Origin of the sequence: Streptomyces sp. NPDC047525 (genome assembly GCF_040643025.1) — a bacterium.
Classification (GTDB): domain Bacteria; phylum Actinomycetota; class Actinomycetes; order Streptomycetales; family Streptomycetaceae; genus Streptomyces; species Streptomyces durmitorensis.
In genome coordinates, this window is the sequence record NZ_JBEYTL010000005.1 from 470,987 (window position 1) to 490,468 (window position 19,482).

The 19,482-nt window shown below is 70.3% G+C and carries 19 protein-coding genes; 2 read left to right on the forward strand and 17 right to left on the reverse strand.

What is annotated here, in order from left to right; genetic code table 11:
* Positions 1 to 128: 128 nt before the first annotated feature.
* From ABZ833_RS17610 to ABZ833_RS17645, 8 genes are all read right to left on the reverse strand, one after another.
* Positions 129 to 1,754: a beta-N-acetylhexosaminidase gene (locus ABZ833_RS17610; protein WP_361047244.1), complete on the reverse strand. Its 1,626-nt coding sequence runs from the start codon at positions 1,752 to 1,754 to the stop codon at positions 129 to 131.
* A gap of 130 nt (positions 1,755 to 1,884) precedes the next feature.
* Positions 1,885 to 2,193 carry a DUF3039 domain-containing protein gene (locus ABZ833_RS17615; protein ID WP_249589642.1) on the reverse strand — a complete coding sequence of 103 codons (309 nt, stop codon included), beginning with the start codon at positions 2,191 to 2,193 and terminating at the stop codon, positions 1,885 to 1,887.
* Between the two features lie 90 nt (positions 2,194 to 2,283).
* On the reverse strand, positions 2,284 to 2,835 hold the full coding sequence (locus tag ABZ833_RS17620) for a hypothetical protein (protein WP_361047246.1): 552 nt from the start codon (positions 2,833 to 2,835) through the stop codon (positions 2,284 to 2,286).
* Positions 2,832 to 3,560, reverse strand: coding sequence for a hypothetical protein (locus ABZ833_RS17625; protein ID WP_361047249.1), 729 nt, complete (start codon positions 3,558 to 3,560; stop codon positions 2,832 to 2,834). The genes ABZ833_RS17620 and ABZ833_RS17625 overlap by 4 nt, the downstream gene beginning before the upstream one ends.
* Positions 3,561 to 3,592: 32 nt before the next feature.
* Positions 3,593 to 4,174: a hypothetical protein gene (locus tag ABZ833_RS17630; protein ID WP_361047252.1), complete on the reverse strand. Its 582-nt coding sequence runs from the start codon at positions 4,172 to 4,174 to the stop codon at positions 3,593 to 3,595.
* Between the two features lie 12 nt (positions 4,175 to 4,186).
* Positions 4,187 to 5,485 carry a putative T7SS-secreted protein gene (locus ABZ833_RS17635; RefSeq protein WP_361047254.1) on the reverse strand — a complete coding sequence of 433 codons (1,299 nt, stop codon included), beginning with the start codon at positions 5,483 to 5,485 and terminating at the stop codon, positions 4,187 to 4,189.
* Positions 5,482 to 5,796 carry a hypothetical protein gene (locus ABZ833_RS17640; RefSeq protein ID WP_249589637.1) on the reverse strand — a complete coding sequence of 105 codons (315 nt, stop codon included), beginning with the start codon at positions 5,794 to 5,796 and terminating at the stop codon, positions 5,482 to 5,484. The genes ABZ833_RS17635 and ABZ833_RS17640 overlap by 4 nt, the downstream gene beginning before the upstream one ends.
* A 166-nt stretch (positions 5,797 to 5,962) precedes the next feature.
* A complete protein-coding gene (locus ABZ833_RS17645; RefSeq protein ID WP_249589631.1) occupies positions 5,963 to 6,571 on the reverse strand; it encodes a YqgE/AlgH family protein in 609 nt (202 codons plus the stop codon).
* Positions 6,572 to 6,816: 245 nt separating this feature from the next.
* Between ABZ833_RS17645 and murA the strand changes: the two genes are divergently transcribed.
* Positions 6,817 to 8,157: a UDP-N-acetylglucosamine 1-carboxyvinyltransferase gene (murA, locus tag ABZ833_RS17650; RefSeq protein WP_249589630.1), complete on the forward strand. Its 1,341-nt coding sequence runs from the start codon at positions 6,817 to 6,819 to the stop codon at positions 8,155 to 8,157.
* Between the two features lie 81 nt (positions 8,158 to 8,238).
* Here murA and ABZ833_RS17655 read toward each other — a convergent pair whose 3' ends face one another.
* From ABZ833_RS17655 to ABZ833_RS17680, 6 genes are all read right to left on the reverse strand, one after another.
* Complete coding sequence (locus tag ABZ833_RS17655; protein WP_016645140.1) at positions 8,239 to 8,520, reverse strand: HU family DNA-binding protein; 282 nt, start codon at positions 8,518 to 8,520, stop codon at positions 8,239 to 8,241.
* A gap of 295 nt (positions 8,521 to 8,815) precedes the next feature.
* Positions 8,816 to 10,249 carry an NAD-dependent malic enzyme gene (locus ABZ833_RS17660; RefSeq protein ID WP_361047260.1) on the reverse strand — a complete coding sequence of 478 codons (1,434 nt, stop codon included), beginning with the start codon at positions 10,247 to 10,249 and terminating at the stop codon, positions 8,816 to 8,818.
* A gap of 377 nt (positions 10,250 to 10,626) precedes the next feature.
* The gene (locus tag ABZ833_RS17665) at positions 10,627 to 12,993 is read right to left on the reverse strand and encodes a UvrD-helicase domain-containing protein (protein ID WP_361047263.1); all 2,367 of its coding nucleotides are present in this window, start codon (positions 12,991 to 12,993) and stop codon (positions 10,627 to 10,629) included.
* An 82-nt stretch (positions 12,994 to 13,075) separates the two neighbouring features.
* Entirely contained in the window at positions 13,076 to 13,888 is an 813-nt protein-coding gene (locus tag ABZ833_RS17670; protein WP_361047266.1) for a zf-HC2 domain-containing protein, read from the reverse strand.
* On the reverse strand, positions 13,885 to 14,469 hold the full coding sequence (locus ABZ833_RS17675) for a sigma-70 family RNA polymerase sigma factor (protein ID WP_249589626.1): 585 nt from the start codon (positions 14,467 to 14,469) through the stop codon (positions 13,885 to 13,887). The genes ABZ833_RS17670 and ABZ833_RS17675 overlap by 4 nt, the downstream gene beginning before the upstream one ends.
* Before the next feature lie 95 nt (positions 14,470 to 14,564).
* Positions 14,565 to 15,152, reverse strand: a complete 588-nt coding sequence (locus tag ABZ833_RS17680; RefSeq protein WP_361047269.1) for a CGNR zinc finger domain-containing protein — start codon at positions 15,150 to 15,152, stop codon at positions 14,565 to 14,567.
* Positions 15,153 to 15,319: 167 nt separating this feature from the next.
* On the opposite strand from ABZ833_RS17680, the gene ABZ833_RS17685 reads away from it, so the two are divergent.
* Positions 15,320 to 15,892 carry an anthrone oxygenase family protein gene (locus ABZ833_RS17685; protein ID WP_361047271.1) on the forward strand — a complete coding sequence of 191 codons (573 nt, stop codon included), beginning with the start codon at positions 15,320 to 15,322 and terminating at the stop codon, positions 15,890 to 15,892.
* Here ABZ833_RS17685 and ABZ833_RS17690 read toward each other — a convergent pair.
* The 3 genes from ABZ833_RS17690 to ABZ833_RS17700 form a co-directional block, all read right to left on the reverse strand.
* The gene (locus ABZ833_RS17690; RefSeq protein ID WP_361047274.1) at positions 15,844 to 17,007 is read right to left on the reverse strand and encodes a uroporphyrinogen-III synthase; all 1,164 of its coding nucleotides are present in this window, start codon (positions 17,005 to 17,007) and stop codon (positions 15,844 to 15,846) included. The genes ABZ833_RS17685 and ABZ833_RS17690 overlap by 49 nt on opposite strands.
* Before the next feature lie 132 nt (positions 17,008 to 17,139).
* Positions 17,140 to 18,486 carry a nitrate/nitrite transporter gene (locus ABZ833_RS17695; protein ID WP_361047277.1) on the reverse strand — a complete coding sequence of 449 codons (1,347 nt, stop codon included), beginning with the start codon at positions 18,484 to 18,486 and terminating at the stop codon, positions 17,140 to 17,142.
* Between the two features lie 169 nt (positions 18,487 to 18,655).
* Positions 18,656 to 19,372 (reverse strand): hypothetical protein, encoded by a 717-nt coding sequence (locus ABZ833_RS17700; protein WP_361047279.1) that lies wholly within the window; start codon positions 19,370 to 19,372, stop codon positions 18,656 to 18,658.
* Positions 19,373 to 19,482: the final 110 nt, after the last annotated feature.

The following is a 19,482-nucleotide window of genomic DNA, read 5'->3' on the forward strand; positions in this document are numbered from 1 at the left end:
TGTGCCGGTTTCACACGCCCTTGGCGGTCAGCGGGAATTGCCACTCTTCGGTGACCCTTGTACGACTTTCGTCCGGCTGCCCACGCTCGCAGCGCGGGCAGCCCGGCACACGGACGATCGGGTGCGCCTCACACGTTCGGGGGCGCCCCGTCGATCGGGCGTCCGAGCACACCCGGCCGCTTCTGCCACGGCAACGGGCCGCCGGGCGGGCGGTAGTCGACGCCGAGTGCGTCAAGTCGCGCGTAGTGCGGGGTCATTCGCCGCTCGAAGTCCGCGAAGTCGCGCTCGGCGGGTGCCGGGAGCGTGCTCCAGGCGACCTCGGCGAAGGCCGCGAGGCGCGGGAACACCTGGTAGTCCACACGTGCGTGGTACTCCATCACCTCGGTCCAGACGTTGGCCTGGGTGCCGAGCACGTGCCGCGCCTCGTCCTCGGTCAGCTGCGGGGGCAGCGGCTCGAAGCGGTAGACGTCCTCGAGGGTGCGGACGAAGCCGATGGGCGCGGGCTCGTCGGGGCCGCCGTCCTGCCGGTGGTCCAAGTACACCTGCTGCTCGGGGCACATGACGACGTCGTGACCGGCCTTGGCCGCCGCGATGCCACCCCCGTACCCGCGCCAGGACGACACGGTGGCTCCCTCGGCGAGACCGCCCTCCAGGATCTCGTCCCAGCCGATGAGCCGGCGCCCGCGCGCGGTCAGCCAGGTGTCGAAGTGCCGGATGAACCAGCTCTGCAGCCCGTCCTCGTCACCGACCCCCAGCTCCTTGATGCGGGCCTGCGCGGCGGGCGACGCCTTCCACTGGTCCTTGGGACATTCGTCTCCCCCGACATGGATGAAGGTGGAGGGGAAGAGCTCCAGCACCTCCTCGAACACCCCCTCGTAGAAGCGCAGGGTGTTCTCGGTCGGGGCGAGGACATTGAGGTTGACGCCCCAGGTGTCCCAGACGCCGAGCGAGGAGGTGTCGACGACGTCGGTGTTGCCGAGCTCCGGGTAGGCGTGGATGGCGGCCTGCGAGTGCCCGGGGATGTCGATCTCGGGTACGACGGCGATGTGCCGCTCATGGGCGTACGCGACGATCTCGCGGATGTCGTCCTGCGTGTAGAAGCCGCCGTGCGGGGTGTCGTTCCACAGCTCGGACGCGCGGTGGCCCCACTTCGAGCGCGGCCGCCACGAACCGGCCTCCGTCAGCTTCGGGTGGCGCTTGATCTCGATGCGCCAGCCCTGGTCGTCGCTGAGGTGGAAGTGGAAGACGTTCAGCTTGTGGGCGGCGAGGAGGTCCAGATAGCGCAGGACGCCGTCCTTGGGCATGAAGTGCCGGGCCACGTCGAGCATCATGCCGCGCCACCGGAAGCGGGGGCTGTCCTCGATCAGGCACCCCGGGACGGCGATCGGGACCCCCGGCCGCAGGGGGGCGCGGCGGAAGGCCTCGGGGCCGATGAGCTGGCGCAGGGTCTGCGCACCCCAGAAGACACCGGGGGCGGCGCCGCCGACGATGCCGATGCCGCGCTCCCCCACGGTGAGGCGGTACGCCTCGGGGGCGAGGGAGTCGTCGATCTCCAGCGAGACGGCGCCGCCATCGGCGCCCCCGCCGGGCGCCAGGGGCAGGCCGAGCGCGGCACCGAGGGTGGAGCGCAGCCAGCGTTCGGTGGACTCTGTGCCGGGTGCGGCGCGCAGCACGGTCGACGGGTCGAGGAGAAAGCCTTCGGTGTGCGGTCCCTCCGCGCGTGCGGGCGCGGGGATGAGTTGCTCAAAGGTCATGCGGCGAATCTGCCACGCGATTGCACAACGCAAAAGGGGCGTTGCGGTACACGCAACGCCCCGCCGCGAAGAGGGTCATGGACCGCGCCACAAGGCGTGGCAGGTCAGCCCGGGAGGCTGCCGCGGGAGGCTACTTCTTGCCGCCGCCCTTGCCGTCCTTGCCGCCCTTGTCCTTGTCGCCACCGGCGCTCATGGACTCGTAGATCTCCTTGCACATGGGGCAGACGGGGTACTTCTTCGGGTCGCGACCCGGCACCCAGACCTTGCCGCAGAGCGCGACGACGGGCGTACCGTCGAGCGCGCTCGCCATGATCTTGTCCTTCTGGACATAGTGCGCATAGCGCTCGTGGTCGCCGTCACCGTGCGACACCTGTGGCGTCGGCTCTACGAGGGTCCCCGTACCTGCCCCGCGCTCGGGCTCGGGCTCAAGAGTGCTCATGGCATCCAAGGGTACCTACGCCCGGCGGTTACGGGCATCGCCCGGGACCCGGAGCCCGCGCGGAACGCCCACCGGATCAGCCACCCGCGTTCACTCCACCCACCGCAGGGAGTACGCGATCGCCTCGCACAGATCACCCATGGGCCCCTCCGTGCCGCTGAGCGGCACGGAGAACGCGAGCAGCAGATAGCCCACACCGCCCGGCATCCGCACGTGGAAGTCCAGCGTCGTGTCCGTCGTCGCACGGACCGCGTCGCCGGCAGGCAGCTCCACCGCCTCGACCCGCGAAGCGTCCCCCCTGCGCCGGGCCAGGGTCTGGGCCAACTCCCCCACTTCAGGGGCGAGCCCCGGCGGCGTGGGCAGCAGCGAGACCATCAGCGATGCGGGGTAGGCCGTGCCCTCGGGCGTCTCGGTCTTGAGGTAGAACTCCAACGCGCCGTCCGCCGCGCCGCGTTCGGCGATGTTGCGCAGCGTCGTCCACAGGGACCGCCGCACCTCTTCGGGCGCGCTCCCGCTCCCGGACTCGCGGTCCACGAAGGTCTTCAGCTGGCCGCGCCACCGCTCCTGCGTCAGGTCGACGCGGAACCAGTCGCGGGGCACGAGAATCCGGTAGTCCGACGGCGGCGCCACGGTGTCGCTCACGCGTCCGTGTCCCGGTCCGGGATGATCAGCGGCTCGCCGTCCGCCTCGAACAGGCGGATGCTGCTCACTATGTTCCCGAACATCGTCGAGAACTGGTCCCAGCCGACCTGTGTGGGTGTCCCCAGCTCCATCACCAGGGTGGTCCCGTTCGGCAGAGGGACGTAGACGCGGATGAACGACGTCGGGATCCTGATGCCGTCCGGGGACTCGGTCAGCTCACCGGTGACCTTGTCGACGCGCGTGCCCACGCAGGACACCGCGGGGCCGCACGGCAGCAGGATCTCCCTGACCTCGCCCGCGTCGTCACGGCGCAGGCTGGACGCGATCGCCGCGAGGGGGTCCGCGTCCTCGTCCTCGGGGCTGTCGACCAGGGCCGCGTAGACCGTGGCGCTGCACGGGTCGTCGCCGACGGCGCCCACGGCGATGGCCGCGTACTCGGCCCCGGCCTCCAGCAGGTCGTCGATGCCGAGCGCGCAGATGACCGCGAGCTTGAGCATGTCCTCGTCCTCGGCACCGGGCAGCGCCTTCGCCGCGAGCTCCTCCAGGAGGCGGGCCCCTTCGTCCTCGTCCTCCTCGTGCAGGGGGAGGTCGTGGAAGATCTCCGGCATCACCCAGCGGACGTGGATGCCGTCGGAGTCGATGCGGGCACCGGCGTCGGCATCGGGCCCGGCGTTCTGCGCCGGGATCGTCGCCTCGAACCGCAACGGCTCGTAGGGAGGGGCCACTGGGGAGGCCGTGGCTGCTGGGGATTCCGTGGTCACTTGGCGCCGTTGCTTTCCGGGAGCGGTGGGATGGGGAGTTCGGGGGCCTCGGGGAAGAACTTCCGGGAGGTGGCGTACATGCCGTAGTACGGGTAGAGGCGGGGGATGTCGGCGCCGCCCCTGCGGGCGATGCCGACGATCTTCCGGTAGAGGCGGACCCTGCAGCGCATGTTCCGCAGGGTCGGATCGGCCACATCGGGGCCGCGCAGACGGTAGGCAACGCCGATCGAAGCCAGCAGGAGCAGTGCGTCCACGCAGAAGAAGGCGATCTGGAACGGCCTGGGCCTCAGGGACGCGACGAGATCCCAGAACGGCCATGCCCCGACCCCGAAGACGAGCAGCGGCACGGCGAGGAAACAACCGACGAGGCTCCCCTTCTCCGTGTCCCGCCGCCGCTGGAACATCAGCCGGTGCACGGCCCGGTCGTCGAGGAAGTCGAACCGCACGGCACGCCCGTACGCCTCGGCCGCCTCCCGTGCCGCGGGCACGGCGGAGATGACCGACGACGGAACCAGCTCGTGCTCGGTCCCGCTGTCGTCGACGAACGTGCCGCGCCCCAGGGCGTGGTGGTCGATCATCCGCCCCGCTCCTTACCCGGCCGGGGCCAGCGAGGAGTGGAACGACGACGAGGAAGGGCTCGGGCTCGGACCCGGCCTCGGGGACGGCGTGGGCGTCGGCGTGCCCGGGGTCGACGGCGTGGTCGGCGGCGCGCTCGGCCTCGGTCCCGGACCCGGGTGCGGGGTGATGGGGTGGGTCTTGCCGTCGTCCGGGCCCATGGCCTCCTTCATCCGGAGGATGGACTTCACGTACAGGTTCCCCAGGGCGGCACCCTTGATGTAGCGGGTGACGACCTCCGGGTTCCAGCCTCCGGCCGGCAGCTTGGGCGTGGTGATGCCGCGCTTGGCGAGCATCTTGGACGCGAAGCCGACGCCCTTGTTGATGTTCTTCACGGCAAAGCCGTTGGTGAACGCGCCCCAGACGCCCTTGCCCGCCCCGGCGAGGCGGGCGCCCTTGGCGGCGGCGGTGAGCCCCTTCAGGGCGCCGAGCCCGGGGATGATGCCGAGGACGTCGACGCCTATCGCCAGCAGGTCGAGTTTCCCGCCGCGCGCGAAGACGTCGTACAACCGGCCGGACAGGGCCGTGGCACTCATCGCGGCCCCGACGCCGACCAGGACGATCGCCAGGGTGCCGCCCGACAGGACGATCGCCGCGACGAGCGCCGCCACCGCGAGGACCGTGGCCGCGGCCGTGAACCAATCGGCGTGATCCGCGATCCAGTTCATGAACCCGCCCGGGTCACGCACCCCGTCGTGGTGGATCACGTTCTTGATCTTCTTGGCCGCCGCGCTCGCGGCGTCGTCACGGATCTCGACCGCTTCCATGATCTTGCCGCGGTGCTGAGCCATGATCGTCGTGGCGTCGTCGCGCTTCTTCTGCTGCTTCGTCCGGTCGACCGAGTCCTCCTTGGAGGAGGGCACCGTCCCCTCGGTCTTGTCCAGCTCCTTGAGCGCGGCCTTCTGCTCGACCTCCGCCTTGCGGAACTCCTCGAGGGCCTTGTCCGCCATGCGCTGCGCGCGGTGCAGCTCGCTGGCGTACTCCTTGGACTCGCCTTCCCTGACCTTGGTGCCCAGGGCGTCGGCGGCCTCGTCATAGCGGTCGAACGCCTTCTTCAGGCGCCCCGCAGTGTCACCCGCGACCTCGTGGAAGGCGCGCCCCGCGTCACTGTCCCAGCTCTCGACCGACGCCAGCGCCTTGATGTTCCGGGCCTGCTTGTCGATCTCCTCGGCCATGCCGCGCAGCTTCTTGCCCAGGCGCGCGACCTCGTACGGGTCGCCCGGCACGGGATCGGAGTCGTAGAGAGGAGTCCAGTCGCTCGGCCGCCCGCTCACTTCGCACCCTTCTTGTCGCTCTTCTTCGCGTCCCGGAGCGCGTTGGCGAGCTCGTGGTCGATGTCCTCGTACGCCTTGGCCGCATCGGCGGTGATCTTGGCGAGGTTCTCGATGTCCTTGTTCAGCTTCTTGCGCGTCTTCTTCCAGGTGCTGGAGAAGTCGTCGAAGATCTCGCGCAGCTTGTCGCTGCCCAAGTCCTTCTCGTAGCCGTCGGAGGGGTCGCCGTTCTCCTTGAACTCACGGTGGATGCGGTAGAGCGACTCCGAGCAATCCTTGATGAGGTCGAGGTCGTACCTGGTCCTGTCCGACACGGCTCAGGCCCCCCACGCGAGCGAAGCCGCCATGAGGGCAGGCAACTTGGGCGGATTGCGGCGCTTCACGGTCAACCCCCGAATGCAAGATGGCAAGTACGCGTCAGGACGCTATCCGTGTGACTCGCGGTTGCGCCACTGAGAACCGTCTTGGGGCGCTGACCTGTCAGTTAAGGGATGGATCATCCGGATACGTCGCCACCATCGCCAGCTCGCTCCGCTGCCTCCGCAGCACCGCGCGCCACAGTCGCTCCGGGTCCGGGGACGACACGTCGCCCGGCTCGGACTCCACCACGTACCAGGCGCCCTCGACGAGCTCGTCCTCCAGCTGCCCCGGGCCCCAGCCCGCGTACCCGGCGAAGATCCGCAGGGAGCCGAGCGCGGGGGCCAGGAGTTCAGGGGGTGTGTCCAGGTCGACCAGGCCGATCGCGCCGTGCACGCGGCGCCAGCCGATCGGCTCTCCTCTGGCGGGGCGCAGCCGGGATCCGGGGGACGCGCCCTCCTCGCCGGGGATCACCGCCACCCCGAGCGCCGAGTCGAGCGAGACGGGGCCGCCCTGGAAGACGACTCCCGGCGCCCCGGCCAGATCGCCCCAGCCCTCCAGGATGTCCGCGACGTCCACCGGCGTGGGCCGGTTGAGGACCACGCCGAGTGAGCCCTCCTCGTCGTGGTCGAGGAGCAGCACCACCGCGCGGTCGAAGTTCGGGTCCGCCAGGGCAGGCGTGGCCACGAGCAGCCGCCCTGTGAGCGAGGACACCTCGGTCATGAACGACATGATCCCGCATCTTTGCCCCGCGGGGGGAGGCAATGCCCGTACAGGAGTGAATGCAGCTCAGGGGCGCACAGGCGCGTCCGGAGCGCACACTTTCGCCGGTGACCCGGAGTGTCCGGTTCCGAACGGTTCGTGTTGTCGCGAACTCCTGACGCGGTTTACGCGTCCTCAGCCTTACGGAAGGGGGGTACGCGCCCATTACGCTTGCCCTTTGGTCCACCCGTCCATCCAATCGGAACGCGAGATTCATGACCGTCACCGACGATGTACTGCTTGTCCACGGCGGAACCCCGCTGGAGGGCGAGATCCGTGTCCGCGGCGCGAAGAACCTCGTGCCCAAGGCCATGGTCGCCGCGCTGCTCGGCAGCGCTCCGAGCAGGCTGCGCAATGTCCCCGACATCCGCGACGTCCGCGTCGTACGCGGACTCCTGCAGCTGCATGGCGTCACGGTCCGCCCCGGTGAGGAGCCGGGCGAGCTGGTCATGGACCCCTCGCACGTGGAGAGCGCCAACGTCGCGGACATCGACGCGCACGCGGGCTCCTCGCGGATCCCGATCCTGTTCTGCGGGCCGCTCCTGCACCGCCTCGGCCACGCCTTCATCCCCGGCCTCGGCGGCTGCGACATCGGCGGCCGGCCGATCGACTTCCACTTCGAGGTGCTCCGCCAGTTCGGCGCCACCATCGAGAAGCGCGAGGGCGGCCAGTATCTGGAGGCCCCGCAGCGGCTGCGCGGCACGAAGATCCAGCTGCCGTACCCGTCCGTGGGCGCCACCGAGCAGGTCCTGCTGACCGCCGTACTGGCGGAAGGCGTCACCGAGCTCTCGAACGCCGCCGTCGAACCTGAGATCGAAGACCTCATCTGCGTCCTGCAGAAGATGGGCGCGATCATCGCTATGGACACCGACCGGACCATAAGGGTCACCGGTGTCGACAGCCTGGGCGGCTACGACCACTCCGCCCTCTCGGACCGCCTGGAGGCCGCCTCCTGGGCTTCCGCGGCCCTGGCGACCGAAGGCAACATCTACGTCCGCGGCGCCCAGCAGCGCTCGATGATGACGTTCCTGAACACCTACCGGAAGGTGGGCGGTGCCTTCGAGATCGACGACGAGGGCATCCGCTTCTGGCACCCGGGCGGCTCGCTCAACGCGATCGCCCTGGAGACGGACGTGCACCCCGGCTTCCAGACGGACTGGCAGCAGCCCCTGGTCGTCGCCCTGACGCAGGCCGCGGGCCTCTCCATCGTCCACGAGACGGTCTACGAGTCCCGGCTCGGATTCACCTCCGCGCTCAACCAGATGGGCGCACACATCCAGCTCTACCGCGAGTGCCTGGGTGGCTCGCACTGCCGATTCGGCCAGCGGAACTTCCTCCACTCGGCGGTCGTCAGCGGCCCCACGAAGCTCCAGGGCGCCGATCTGGTCATTCCCGACCTGCGCGGCGGCTTCTCGTACCTCATCGCGGCCCTGGCGGCGCAGGGGACGTCCCGCGTCCACGGCATCGACCTGATCAACCGCGGCTACGAGAACTTCATGGACAAGCTCGTGGAGCTCGGCGCGAAGGTGGAGCTGCCCGGCAGGGCGACGCTGTAGTCCGCCTGACAGCACCCTGACAGCACGCAGAAGGGGCGGCCACCCAACCGGGTGGCCGCCCCTTCTATGTACTGCCTGAGGCTACTTGCCCTTGGCGGCTTCCTTGAGCTTGGAGCCCGCCGAAACCTTGACGCTGTAGCCGGCCGGGATGTTGATCGGCTCGCCGGTCTGCGGGTTCCGGGCGGTGCGAGCGGCACGGTGGGTGCGCTCGAAGGTCAGGAAGCCGGGGATGGTGACCTTCTCGTCGCCCTTGGCAACGATCTCGCCGACGGTCTCGGCGAACGCGGCCAGCACGGCGTCGGCGTCCTTGCGGGTCACCTCGGCGCGGTCGGCCAGCGCGGCCACCAGCTCACTGCGGTTCATGTTTGTACTCCCGTGTTCTTCTTGCCGTTGAGGCGTGCCACGCGGCGGAGCCGCATGATGGGCACAGCGAAGCCGATGCTGCCAGGGTCCTCGGTCAGGCCCCGGACCCGGGTCCGTCATCCGGACCCTCGCGCCCAGAAAGGCATCCTGCCCCCACCTGCGGCGGGAAAGCCAATCCGGGGCCCCTGGGGGTCACACGAAAAGCTTCACCGCCCCTGGAAGGTGGCAGTCGGGGGCGCGCTTCCACGCCACCCTAGAGGGCCCTGAGGACCCCTGCGTTCCGCGACGCGCCGTACTACTGGGCCGTGGCGCCTGTCACAGCCACCCCAGCCGCCTTCGCCGCGGTGCGCACCGCATCGGCGACCGCGCCCGCGACCTTGTCGTTGAAGACGCTGGGGATGATGTAGTTCGGGTTGAGCTCGTCCTCGGCGACGACGTCCGCGAGGGCGCCTGCCGCCGCCAGCATCATCTCCGTGTTGACGGTGCGCGACTGGGCGTCGAGCAGGCCGCGGAAGACGCCGGGGAAGACCAGGACGTTGTTGATCTGGTTCGGGAAGTCCGAGCGGCCCGTGGCCACGACCGCCGCCGTCTGGCGGGCGATCGCGGGGTCCACCTCGGGGTCCGGGTTCGCGAGCGCGAACACGATGGCGCCTTCGGCCATGGCCGCGACGTCGTCGGCGCCCAGGACGTTCGGAGCCGACACGCCGATGAAGACGTCGGCGCCGACGACCGCTTCCTTGAGGGTGCCGCGGGCGCCCTCGGGGTTGGTGTTGTCGGCGATCCAGCGCAGCGGCGAGTCCGGCGCGGCGTCCACCAGGTCCTCGCGGTCCGCGTGCACGACACCGTGGATGTCGGCCACCACAGCGTGCTTGACGCCCGCCGCGATGAGCAGTTTGAGGATGGCCGTACCGGCCGCGCCCGCACCGGACATGACGACCCGTACGTCGCCGATACCCTTGCCCACCACGCGAAGTGCGTTGGTCAGCGCGGCGAGCACGACGATCGCGGTGCCGTGCTGGTCGTCGTGGAAGACGGGGATGTCCAGGGCCTCGCGCAGGCGGGCCTCGATCTCGAAGCAGCGCGGCGCCGAGATGTCCTCGAGGTTGATGCCCGCGAAGCCGGGGGCGATCGCCTTCACGATCTCGACGATCGCGTCCGTGTCCTGGGTGTCCAGGCAGAGCGGCCAGGCGTCGATGCCGGCGAAGCGCTTGAAGAGGGCCGCCTTGCCCTCCATGACGGGAAGCGCGGCCTTCGGGCCGATGTTGCCGAGCCCGAGAACGGCCGAGCCGTCCGTTACGACCGCAACGGAATTGCGCTTGATGGTGAGGCGGCGCGCGTCCTCGGGGTTCTCGGCGATCGCCATGCACACGCGGGCCACGCCCGGGGTGTAGATCATGGAGAGGTCGTCACGGTTCCTGATGGGGTGCTTCGACTGCATCTCGATCTTGCCGCCGAGGTGCATCAGGAACGTACGGTCGGAGACCTTGCCGACAGTGACGCCCTCGATGGTGCGCAGCTGCGCGACGATCTCGTCGCCGTGCGTCGTGGAGGTCGCCGCGATCGTGACGTCGATCCGGAGCGCCTCATGGCCGGAAGCCGTGACGTCGAGGCCGGTCACCGAGCCTCCGTGGGACTCGACGGCCGTGGTGATCTGGGAGACCGCGGTGCCGCTCGCGGGCACCTCCAACCGGACCGTGTTCGAGTAGGAGACGCTGGGCGCCGTTGCCATGGCCGACTTCCTCTGCTTTCACCGTGTTGCTCTTGCCGTCCGATCGTCGCACCTACCACTGAGTACGTGGTAGCCGCCTCGGATTGCGAACTTTTCGTTCACCGGCTTTTCGGAAACTAGTTTCCACCATACGAGAAGTTGGGGGACGCCGGTAGGGGGAAACGGAAACCGGTGGTTGAAACCGAAAGAGGCCCTCGTCACGTGGTGACGAGGGCCTCTCCCTACGTTGATGACACCGACCCGCCATGCTCGCCTCGCGGCAAGTGGTCGCTCGTAGCGACGAAGGTTGGGCCCGGGGGCTTGGATCGGGCCGGTGCCACATCAACGGTAACAAACGATCCCCGTAAGGCAATTCCCGTCCCGACAAGTCTCTGAAGTCATTCTCGGAGCAGGTCCGGAACCCCGTCCCCGTCCGGGTCGTCGCGCTCGCCGGACAGGACCGTCAGCTGCTGCGTGGCGCGCGTCAGCGCCACGTACAGGACCCGCAGGCCCGCCGGGGACTCGTCCGCGATCTCCGCGGGCGAGACGACCACCGTCGCGTCGTACTCCAGGCCCTTGGCCTCCAGGCTGCCGAGCGCGACCACCCGGCCGCCGAGCCCGTCGAGCCATTTGGCCGCCTGCTCGCGGCGGTTCATCGCCACGACGACGCCGACGGTGCCGTCCACCTGGTCCAGCAGCCGCGCCGCCTCCTCGCGCACCGACGCGCCGAGGTCCCTGTCGCGTACGACGGCGAAGCGTGGCTTCACTCCCGTGGACCGGACGGCTGACGGCGACTCGGAGCCCGGCATGGCGAGCGCGAGCACCTTGGCGGCGAGGTCGGCGATCTCGGCGGGGTTGCGGTAGTTGACGGTGAGGGTGAAGCGGCGGCGCGGGCGGCTGCCCAGGGCCTCGTCACGGGCGGCGGCCGCCTCGTCCGGGTCGGACCAGGAGGACTGGGCGGGGTCGCCGACGATCGTCCACGTGGCGTGCCGGCCCCTGCGGCCGACCATGCGCCACTGCATGGGCGTCAGGTCCTGGGCCTCGTCGACGATCACGTGGGCGTACTCGGTGCGCTCCGCCGCGAGCCGCTCGGCGCGTTCGCGCTGGGACTCCTCGCGCTGCGGCATCAGTTCGTCGAGGCCCGTGAGCAGGTCGAGGGGGTCGAGATCCTTCTTCTTGCGGGGCTTGGGCGGCGTACCGAGGATCGACTGGAGCTCGTCGATGAGCGCCACGTCGTGCACCGACAGGGCGTCGCGCTTGAGGGACCGGGCGACCTTGCGGACCTCGCCCGGGTTCAGGACACGGCGCGCCCAGCGTCCCAGGCGCCGCTCGTCGCCCATCGCGGAGAGCACGGAGCGCGGGGTGAGTTCGGGCCACCAGGCGTCGAGGAAGCGGATGAAGTCGTCCTCGGAGGTGATGTCCTCGTCGAAGGACGAGCGCAGCTCGGCGGCGAGCTCCGGGTCGCTGTGCCGGCCCGCGGAGCCCGACTGCGACCACAGGGCGTCCAGGAGGAGCTTGCGGGCGCGCGGGCGCAGGAGGTTGACGGGGGCCGTGCCGCTGAGCGCGTTGCGGCGGATGCGGCCCAGGGCGTCGGCCTCCAGCTCCAGGCGGCGGCCGAAGGCGACCACACGCAGCCGCGTAGGCGTCTCGGCGGGGGTCTGGGGCCCCTCGTCGTCGTCCTCGTCGCCGAAGTCCCCGAAGGACAGCTGGCCGCCCTGTGCGGGAGCCTTGGCCGCTGCGCCCGCCCCGCTCTCCAAGGCGCCCCGTGCCGCCTTGCGCAGGACGTGCAGCATCCGGGACGAGCCCTTGACCCGGGCCACCGCGGGCGAGTCGTAGACCGTGGCCTCCACCGCGCCGGACGCGTCGTCGGCCAGCGCGCCCACCGCACGGATCGCGACCTGGCCCTCCTCGCCGAGGGAGGGCAGCACGCCCTCCGTGTAGGCCACGAGCAGCGGGGTCGGCGAGACGATGAGGATGCCGCCCGCGTACCGGCGGCGGTCCTGGTAGAGCAGGTAGGCGGCGCGGTGCAGGGCCACGGCGGTCTTGCCGGTGCCGGGGCCGCCCTCGACGTACGTCACCGAGGCGGCGGGGGCGCGGATCACCATGTCCTGCTCGGCCTGGATCGACGCCACGATGTCCCGCATCGTGTGGCTGCGGGCCTGACCGAGCGCCGCCATCAGGGCGCCGTCGCCGATGACGGGCAGGCTCTCGCCGTTCAGGGTGGCCGTGAGCTCCGGGCGCATCAGGTCGTCCTCGACGCCCAGGACCTTGCGGCCCTTGGAGCGGATGACCCGGCGGCGCACGACGCGGCCGGGGTCGACCGGCGTCGAGCGGTAGAAGGGCGCCGCGGCCGGGGCCCGCCAGTCGATGACGAGCGGGGAGTAGTCCGCGTCCAGGACGCCGATGCGGCCGATGTGCAGGGTCTCGGCGATCTGCGCGGTGTTGTTCTCGCTCACCGCGTCCTCGGCGGGCTCGACCGACGTGTACGCGCCGTCCGGGCCCTTCTTGCCGTCCTTGCCGAGCAGCAGGTCGATCCTCCCGAAGAGGAAGTCCTCGAACTCGCTGTTGAGCCGGTTGAGATGCACCCCCGCGCGGAACACCTGCGCGTCCCGCTCGGCGAGCGCGCCGGGCGTGCCGACCTGGGAGCGCTTGGCCGCGTCGGTCATGAGGAACTCGGCCTCGTGGATCTTCTCCTCGAGACGCCGGTAGACCTGGTCGAGATGTTCTTGTTCGACGCTGATCTCACGGTCGCGTACGTCGGCCACCGAGGCCCCTTTCCGGACGTGCAGCTGCCCTATTGAGCAGCCGTCTACCGTACGCGAAAGGGGACCCCTCTGTGCACTTCTCCTACGCGTCGACCTCCACCAGACGGTCGCCGTCGAGGGTGGTCACCTCGAAGTGGTCGATGTCGTTGCGGTCCATCGCGGCTCCCCCGTGGACGTACAGGGGGCTGCGGGCCCATTTGTTCGGGCTGTCCTCGATGCCGTATCCCCACTTCGGGACGGACCAGGTGGTCACCGTCTCCTTCTCGCCGTCCTTGCCGACCGCGACCAGGGAGCACTTGAGCGGGCCCTTCACGTTCTTCAGCTCGAGGACCGTGTGCGTGCCCCAGGCCTTCTTCTCCGTGCCGACCGTGGCGCTGACCTTGGTCTTCGGGTCCGTGGCCTTGATCTTGTCGTCCATGTGGTTGAAGAAGGCGTCCTCGGCGGGGCTCGTGGGATGCGGCTCGCCCGCCACGTCCGTCGTACCGCCGCCGTCGCTCACCGCGAGGACCGTGAGCGGCCCGCCGACGATCAGCGCCGCCGCGGCGGCCACGAGATACATGCCGCGCCTGCGCTTCTGCGCGCGCTTGACGGAGACCTCGTCCACGAGCCGGTCCGCGAGCCGCGGGCTCGGCCTCGCGGCGAGCTGCTCACCGATCTCCGGTACACCGCGCGGCACACCGCGCGCGTCCGGGAAGTCCGCGAGCGCGGCCAGCATCGGCTCCATGCCGGAGAACTCCTCCAGCTGGTGCGCGCAGAACGCGCAGCCCGCCAGATGGGCCTCGAAGGCCGTCGCCTCCGCGTCGTCCAGGATGCCGAGGGCGTAGGCGCCGACGGTCTCGTGCACGTCGCCCGCTTCCGCATGGCCCCGCGCGTCATGTCCGTAGGACTCGTTCATGCCGTCACCCCCCGCTCCTCGAGCGCCAGCTTCATCGAGCGAAGCGCGTAGAAGACCCGCGAACGCACCGTCCCACTGGGTATACCCAGTGTCGCGGCCGCCTCATTGACCGTACGCCCCTTGAAGTAGGTCTCGACAAGTACCTCCCGGTGCGCGGGAGTCAGGTCGTCGAGCGCGTCCGAGAGAGTCATCAGCCACAGCGCCTTATCGATCTCGTCCTCCGCGGGGATGACCTCCAGCGGCGACGGATCGACCTCCTGCGGCCGGGCCTGCCGGCTGCGGTGGCCGTCGATGACGATGCGCCGGGCGACCGTCACCAGCCAGGGGCGTACCGAACCGGTCGCACGATTGAGCTGACCGGCGTTCTTCCAGGCACGGATGAGCGTTTCCTGTACGACATCTTCGGCGCGCTGCCGGTCTCCCGCCACAAGCCGGAGCACATAGGCCAGAAGTGGACCCGCGTGCTCGCGGTAGAGGGCGCGCATCAACTCCTCGTCGGGTCCGTTGCGTTCAGGGACCAGGCGATGTCGGCGAGGACGTTCCTGCGGGCGCTCATCGGCCACGGCGGAATCCTTGCGCACGTCTGCCTCCGGTGTCCGCTCTTCGTCTTGGCTGGCTCACCGGGGATGTACGTACACCGGAGCGGCCGCGTTCAGCCGTGCCCGAAAGTTTTCGATCAGGCCCGCGCGAGTGCCGCCCTGCGCCGGTGTCTGGCCACCCGCTCGCGGTTGCCGCACACCTCGCTCGAGCACCAGCGGCGGCGGCGCCCGCGGGACGTGTCCAGGTACACGATGGGGCAGTTGTCGCCCTCGCACTGGCGCAGCAGTGCACGCGCGACGGGATCGGTGAGCAGGTCGACGGCATCGCGTGCCACCACGGCGAGCAGGGCCGCACAGCCGGGGTCGCCGTCCAGGGCGCGCACGAGGCTGCCGTCGGGGCGCCGCACGGCGCGCGGGGCCGGCGGCGCCGTCGCCGCGAGGGCGTTGACCCTGGCCAACGCGGCGTCGGCGGGCCGCCCTTCGAGTTCGTCGAGCACCAACTGCCCGACGTGCGCGCGCAGTTCACGGAAGGCGACGAGCCAGACCGGTCCCGCTCCCGGCAGGGCCGTGTGATCCGGGATGAGCCCGGCGCCCGCGAGCCAGGCAAGGAGCCGGTCCACGGAGTCGAGCCGTTCCACGGGATGGTTCGTCGCCACGAGGTCCAGACAGCTCCGCCCGGAGTCGAATCGCAGCTCGTACGTGGCCGGGTCCATGCCCAGTGCCATGCGCCTGTCACCGCCTTGTGGGGTTACCGGTGAGTGCTCCCCCTTACAGTGCCTCGCCTTGGGCGGGCGCGGAACCCCTGCCACCGCGCATGACGTGAGACGCGCGCTTATGGGGGCGCGCTTCGGAACCATGGTCCGGGGCCCGTCCGGCCGGTTGACTCGGACCCATGAGAGACAACCGAGGGACGAACCAGCGGGGACAGGGCAGTGCCGGGGCCGTTCTGGGGGCGGCCGTCGTGACCATGGGCCTGATCTCCGGAACCTTCTACATCTTCGCCTGCGGCGTCATGCCCGGCCTCGGGCGCAGCGACGACCGCGTCTTCATCGAGGTCATGCAGAACATGAACGACGCGTTCAACAATCCGGTCTTCTTCGCGAGCTTCTTCGGGGCGCTGCTCTTCACGGCGGTCTCGGCGTGGCAGCTGCGCGGGACGAGCTCGTACCGGTGGGTGCTCGCGGCGCTCGTCGTCTACCTCCTGGCCTTCGCGATCACGTCGGTCGTGAACGTGCCGCTGAACGACGAGCTCGCGGACGCGGGCGACCCGGCGAAGATCTCCGATCCGGCGGCCGTGCGCGAGAAGTTCGAGGACACGTGGCTGGCCTGGAACGTCGTGCGGACCCTGCTCTCCACCGTCGCGATCGGCCTGCTCGCGCGGGCGCTGGTACTGCGGGGCAGGGACGCCAAGGCCCGTCAGTCGGAGTACTTCGACCCGGCGGCCGGATCGAGCGCGAGCCGGTAGCCCCGCTTGACCACCGTCTGGACGAGCTTCGGAGCCCCAAGTGCCGTACGCAGCCTGGCCATCGCGGTCTCCACGGCGTGCTCGTCACGCCCCGCGCCGGGCAGCGCACGCAGGAGCTCGGCGCGGGAGACCACCCACCCCGGGCGCCGTGCGAGCGCCCGCAGCAGCGACATCCCCGCGGGCGGGACGGGCCGCAGCTCGTCGTCGACCAGGACGGCGTGGCCGCGGATCTCGACGCGGTGCCCCGCGATGGGCAACGTACGGGCGCGGGAGGGCAGTTCCTGGCACAGGGTCTGTACGAGGGGGCCGAGCCGGAAGCGTTCGGGCTGCACCGTGTCGACGCCGCGGGCCTGCAGCGGCAGCGCGGTGACCGGGCCCACGCAGGCGGTCAGGACGTCGTGCTGGAGGGCGGCGAAGAGCTCGATGGCCATGCCGCGGTCCTCGGCGCGGGCCAGGAAGGACGCGGCGGCGGGCGCGCTGGTGAAGGTCAGCGCGTCGACGGCGCGGGCGACGGTGGCGTCGAGGAGCCGGTCGACGGGCGCGAGGTCCTCGGGCGGCATCCACCGGTAGACGGGCACGCCGACGACCTCCGCTCCCGCGGCGCGCAGCGACTCGACGAAGCCGGGCAGCGGTTCGCCGTGCAGCTGGAGTGCGATGCGCTTGCCCTCGACACCTTCGCCGAGCAGCCGGTCGAGCACCTCCGCCATGGACTCGGAGGAGGGCGACCACTCCTCGGTGAGCCCGGCGGCACGGATGGCGCCCTTGACCTTGGGCCCGCGGGCGAGCAGCTCGACCCCCCGCAGACACCGCAGCAGCGCGTCGCCGAACCCCCACCCGTCGGCGGCCTCGACCCACCCACGGAACCCGATCGCGGTGGTGGCGATCACCACATCGGGCGCGTGGTCGATCAACTCCTTGGTCGCCGAGAGGAGTTCACTGTCGTCGGCGAGCGGAACGATGCGCAGTGCGGGCGCGTGCAGGACGGTGGCGCCACGCCTCTGGAGCAGCGCACCGAGCTCGTCCGCGCGCCGGGCGGCGGTGACGCCGACGGTGAATCCGGCGAGGGGAACCTTCTGGTGACCGTTCTGCTGACCGTTCTGAGGGGTCGCGTGCATGGCAGCTGCTCTCGTCCCGCTAGTACTGCGCGATTGTGTGGTCCGGGGTTGGACGAGCCTGCCAACAGCCCGTGACAACCCCGGATCATCACGATGTCGTACGTGTTACACCAGCGTACGACCGCCCCTTCCTCACACCTGCGCGTACGTGAGCTGGGGCTTCGTCTCCGCGTCCTCGGTCTGCCCGGAGTCCGGGACGGCCGCGGGGCGGCGAAGGTATACGGCCCACGTGACGCAGAAGCACGCCGCGTAGAAGGCCAGGAAGGCGACGAAGGCACCGGTCCCCGACCCCACGGTCTGGAAGGACTGCCGGAAGGCGAGATTGATCCCGAGCCCGCCGAGCGCGCCGACGGCGCCGATGAGCCCCATGGACGCCCCGGACAGCCGCCGCCCGTAGGCCGCGGCGGCCTCCCCGCCGAGCCCCTTCTGAAGGGCCTTGGCCTGGAAGATCCCGGGGATCATCTTGTACGTGGACCCGTTGCCGAGCCCGGTGAGCACGAAGAGCACGACAAAGGCGGCGACGAAGAGGGCGAGCGACTCCCGCATGGAGGCGACGACGACCACGGCGGTGGCCGCGCCCATCCCGACGAAGTTCCACAGCGTGATGCGGGCCCCGCCGAACCGGTCGGCGAGCCGCCCGCCCACGGGCCGGATCAGCGAGCCGAGCAGCGGCCCGATGAAGGTGACGGCGGCGGCCTGGAGCGGCGTACGGCCGAACTGGGTCTGCAGCACGAGCCCGAACGCGAAGCTGTACCCGATGAAGGACCCGAAGGTCCCCACGTACAGGAAGGCCATGATCCAGGTATGGGCGTCCCGGACGGCCTCCTTCGCGGCGCCGGTGTCGTTCTTCACGGTGGCGAGGTTGTCCATGAAGAGCGCGGCGCAGAGGGCGGAGACGAAGATGAAGGGGATGTAGATCCCCAGGAGCACGCGCGGCCCGCCGCCGGCCCCGATGACCGCGAGCCCGGCGAGCTGCACGACGGGTACGCCGATGTTGCCGCCGCCCGCATTGAGCCCGAGCGCCCACCCCTTCTTCCTGAGCGGGAAGAAGGAATTGATGTTGGTCATGCTGGACGCGAAGTTGCCGCCGCCGACGCCGGTGAGCAGGGCGCACACCATGAAGGTGGTGTAGGAGGTCCCGGGCTCCATGACGACGAAGGCCGCGACGGTCGGTACGAGGAGCACGCCGGCCGCGATGATCGTCCAGTTGCGCCCGCCGAAGCGGGCGACGGCGAAGGTGTACGGGACGCGGGCGACGGCCCCGACGAGGGTGGCCATCGACACGAGGAAGAACTTCCCGGCGGGATCGATCCCGTACTCGGGCCCCATGAAGAGCACCATCACGGACCACAGGGTCCAGATGGAGAACCCGATGTGCTCCGAGAGGATCGAGAACACCAGATTCCGCCGGGCGACCCGCTCGCCTCCCTCCTCCTCCCAGAACTTCACGTCTTCCGGGTCCCACCGTTGGATCCACATGACAGACCTCCGCATCTCCACAGCCGGCGACTGATGGCCCCGAAGGTAGAGAGGGCGGGTTTCAGTCCTGTGGCACGCGGTGACCGGCGGGGAACTTCGCTCTCACCTGGGGGTCAGGCGGACGGTGAGGGCCCCTCGCGGGGAGGCGTCGGCGGAGGTTTTGCGCAGGTCAGGCCTTGTTCACCCACGGGAGTACGTCACTGCCGCCACCCTTGTCCCACTTGAGGGTCACCTCGTCGTTGGCCTGGGTGAGATCGGCCGAGATGTACTTCTCGTCGTCGCCGGTGCCGCACTTGAGGGCGATGCGGAAGCCGTTGCCGCCCTGCTCCTGACCGAGCCCCATGCAGAGCCCGTCGCCACCCGCGTCGATGTACGAGACCGAGTGCTTGCCCTTGCCCTGCCCCGAGGTGAGCTTGGCGCCGACGGTGAGGGTCTTGGCCTCGTCGTTCTGCCACTGGCCCTGGTAGCCGGTGTCTCCGGCGGGCCGTTCGGCATCGGCGTCGGGATCGGCATCGGTCGGATCGTCGAGGGGGTCCTCGGTGGCGGGATCCGGTGAGGGCGCTTCGGTGGGCTCCTCCGTGGACGCATCGGACTCGGAGGCGGAGGGACCGGCCGAGGCGCTCTTGTCGGCCTTCGGCTTCTGGTCGTCGTCGCTGTCGCCGCTGGTGGCGAGGAAGATGCCGCCGCCGATGAGCGCGGCGATGACGACGACGGAGCCGACGATGAGGGCGACCTTGTTCTTGCCGGGGGCGCCACCGGGCGGAGGGGGCGGCGGGTAGCCGGCGTACTGGGGGTCGGGTTGACCGAAGGGTTGCTGGCCGTAGGGCTGCTGGGGTTGCTGGCCGTAGGGGCCCGGGTGGGGCTGGGCGGGCGGCGGCGCCTTCATATGGGTTCGGATCCCCTCCCTGTCCGGCCCTTCACAGAGCCCAGCGGAAACCCCCTGCCCCCGCCCACCCCCAACATCCACCACGCGGCATCGGGGGCACAAGGGCCACC

What these genes read in the sequence shown, in the direction of transcription:
- ABZ833_RS17610 (WP_361047244.1), bottom strand. Translation starts at nt 1,754, where the DNA reads ATGACCTTTGAGCAACTCATCCCCGCGCCCGCACGCGCGGAGGGACCG.
- ABZ833_RS17615 (WP_249589642.1), bottom strand. Translation starts at nt 2,193, where the DNA reads ATGAGCACTCTTGAGCCCGAGCCCGAGCGCGGGGCAGGTACGGGGACC.
- ABZ833_RS17630 (WP_361047252.1), bottom strand. Translation starts at nt 4,174, where the DNA reads ATGATCGACCACCACGCCCTGGGGCGCGGCACGTTCGTCGACGACAGC.
- ABZ833_RS17645 (WP_249589631.1), bottom strand. Translation starts at nt 6,571, where the DNA reads ATGTCGTTCATGACCGAGGTGTCCTCGCTCACAGGGCGGCTGCTCGTG.
- murA (WP_249589630.1), top strand. Translation starts at nt 6,817, where the DNA reads ATGACCGTCACCGACGATGTACTGCTTGTCCACGGCGGAACCCCGCTG.
- ABZ833_RS17655 (WP_016645140.1), bottom strand. Translation starts at nt 8,520, where the DNA reads ATGAACCGCAGTGAGCTGGTGGCCGCGCTGGCCGACCGCGCCGAGGTG.
- ABZ833_RS17660 (WP_361047260.1), bottom strand. Translation starts at nt 10,249, where the DNA reads ATGGCAACGGCGCCCAGCGTCTCCTACTCGAACACGGTCCGGTTGGAG.
- ABZ833_RS17670 (WP_361047266.1), bottom strand. Translation starts at nt 13,888, where the DNA reads ATGAACGAGTCCTACGGACATGACGCGCGGGGCCATGCGGAAGCGGGC.
- ABZ833_RS17680 (WP_361047269.1), bottom strand. Translation starts at nt 15,152, where the DNA reads ATGGCACTGGGCATGGACCCGGCCACGTACGAGCTGCGATTCGACTCC.
- ABZ833_RS17685 (WP_361047271.1), top strand. Translation starts at nt 15,320, where the DNA reads ATGAGAGACAACCGAGGGACGAACCAGCGGGGACAGGGCAGTGCCGGG.
- ABZ833_RS17690 (WP_361047274.1), bottom strand. Translation starts at nt 17,007, where the DNA reads ATGCACGCGACCCCTCAGAACGGTCAGCAGAACGGTCACCAGAAGGTT.
- ABZ833_RS17695 (WP_361047277.1), bottom strand. Translation starts at nt 18,486, where the DNA reads ATGTGGATCCAACGGTGGGACCCGGAAGACGTGAAGTTCTGGGAGGAG.
- ABZ833_RS17700 (WP_361047279.1), bottom strand. Translation starts at nt 19,372, where the DNA reads ATGAAGGCGCCGCCGCCCGCCCAGCCCCACCCGGGCCCCTACGGCCAG.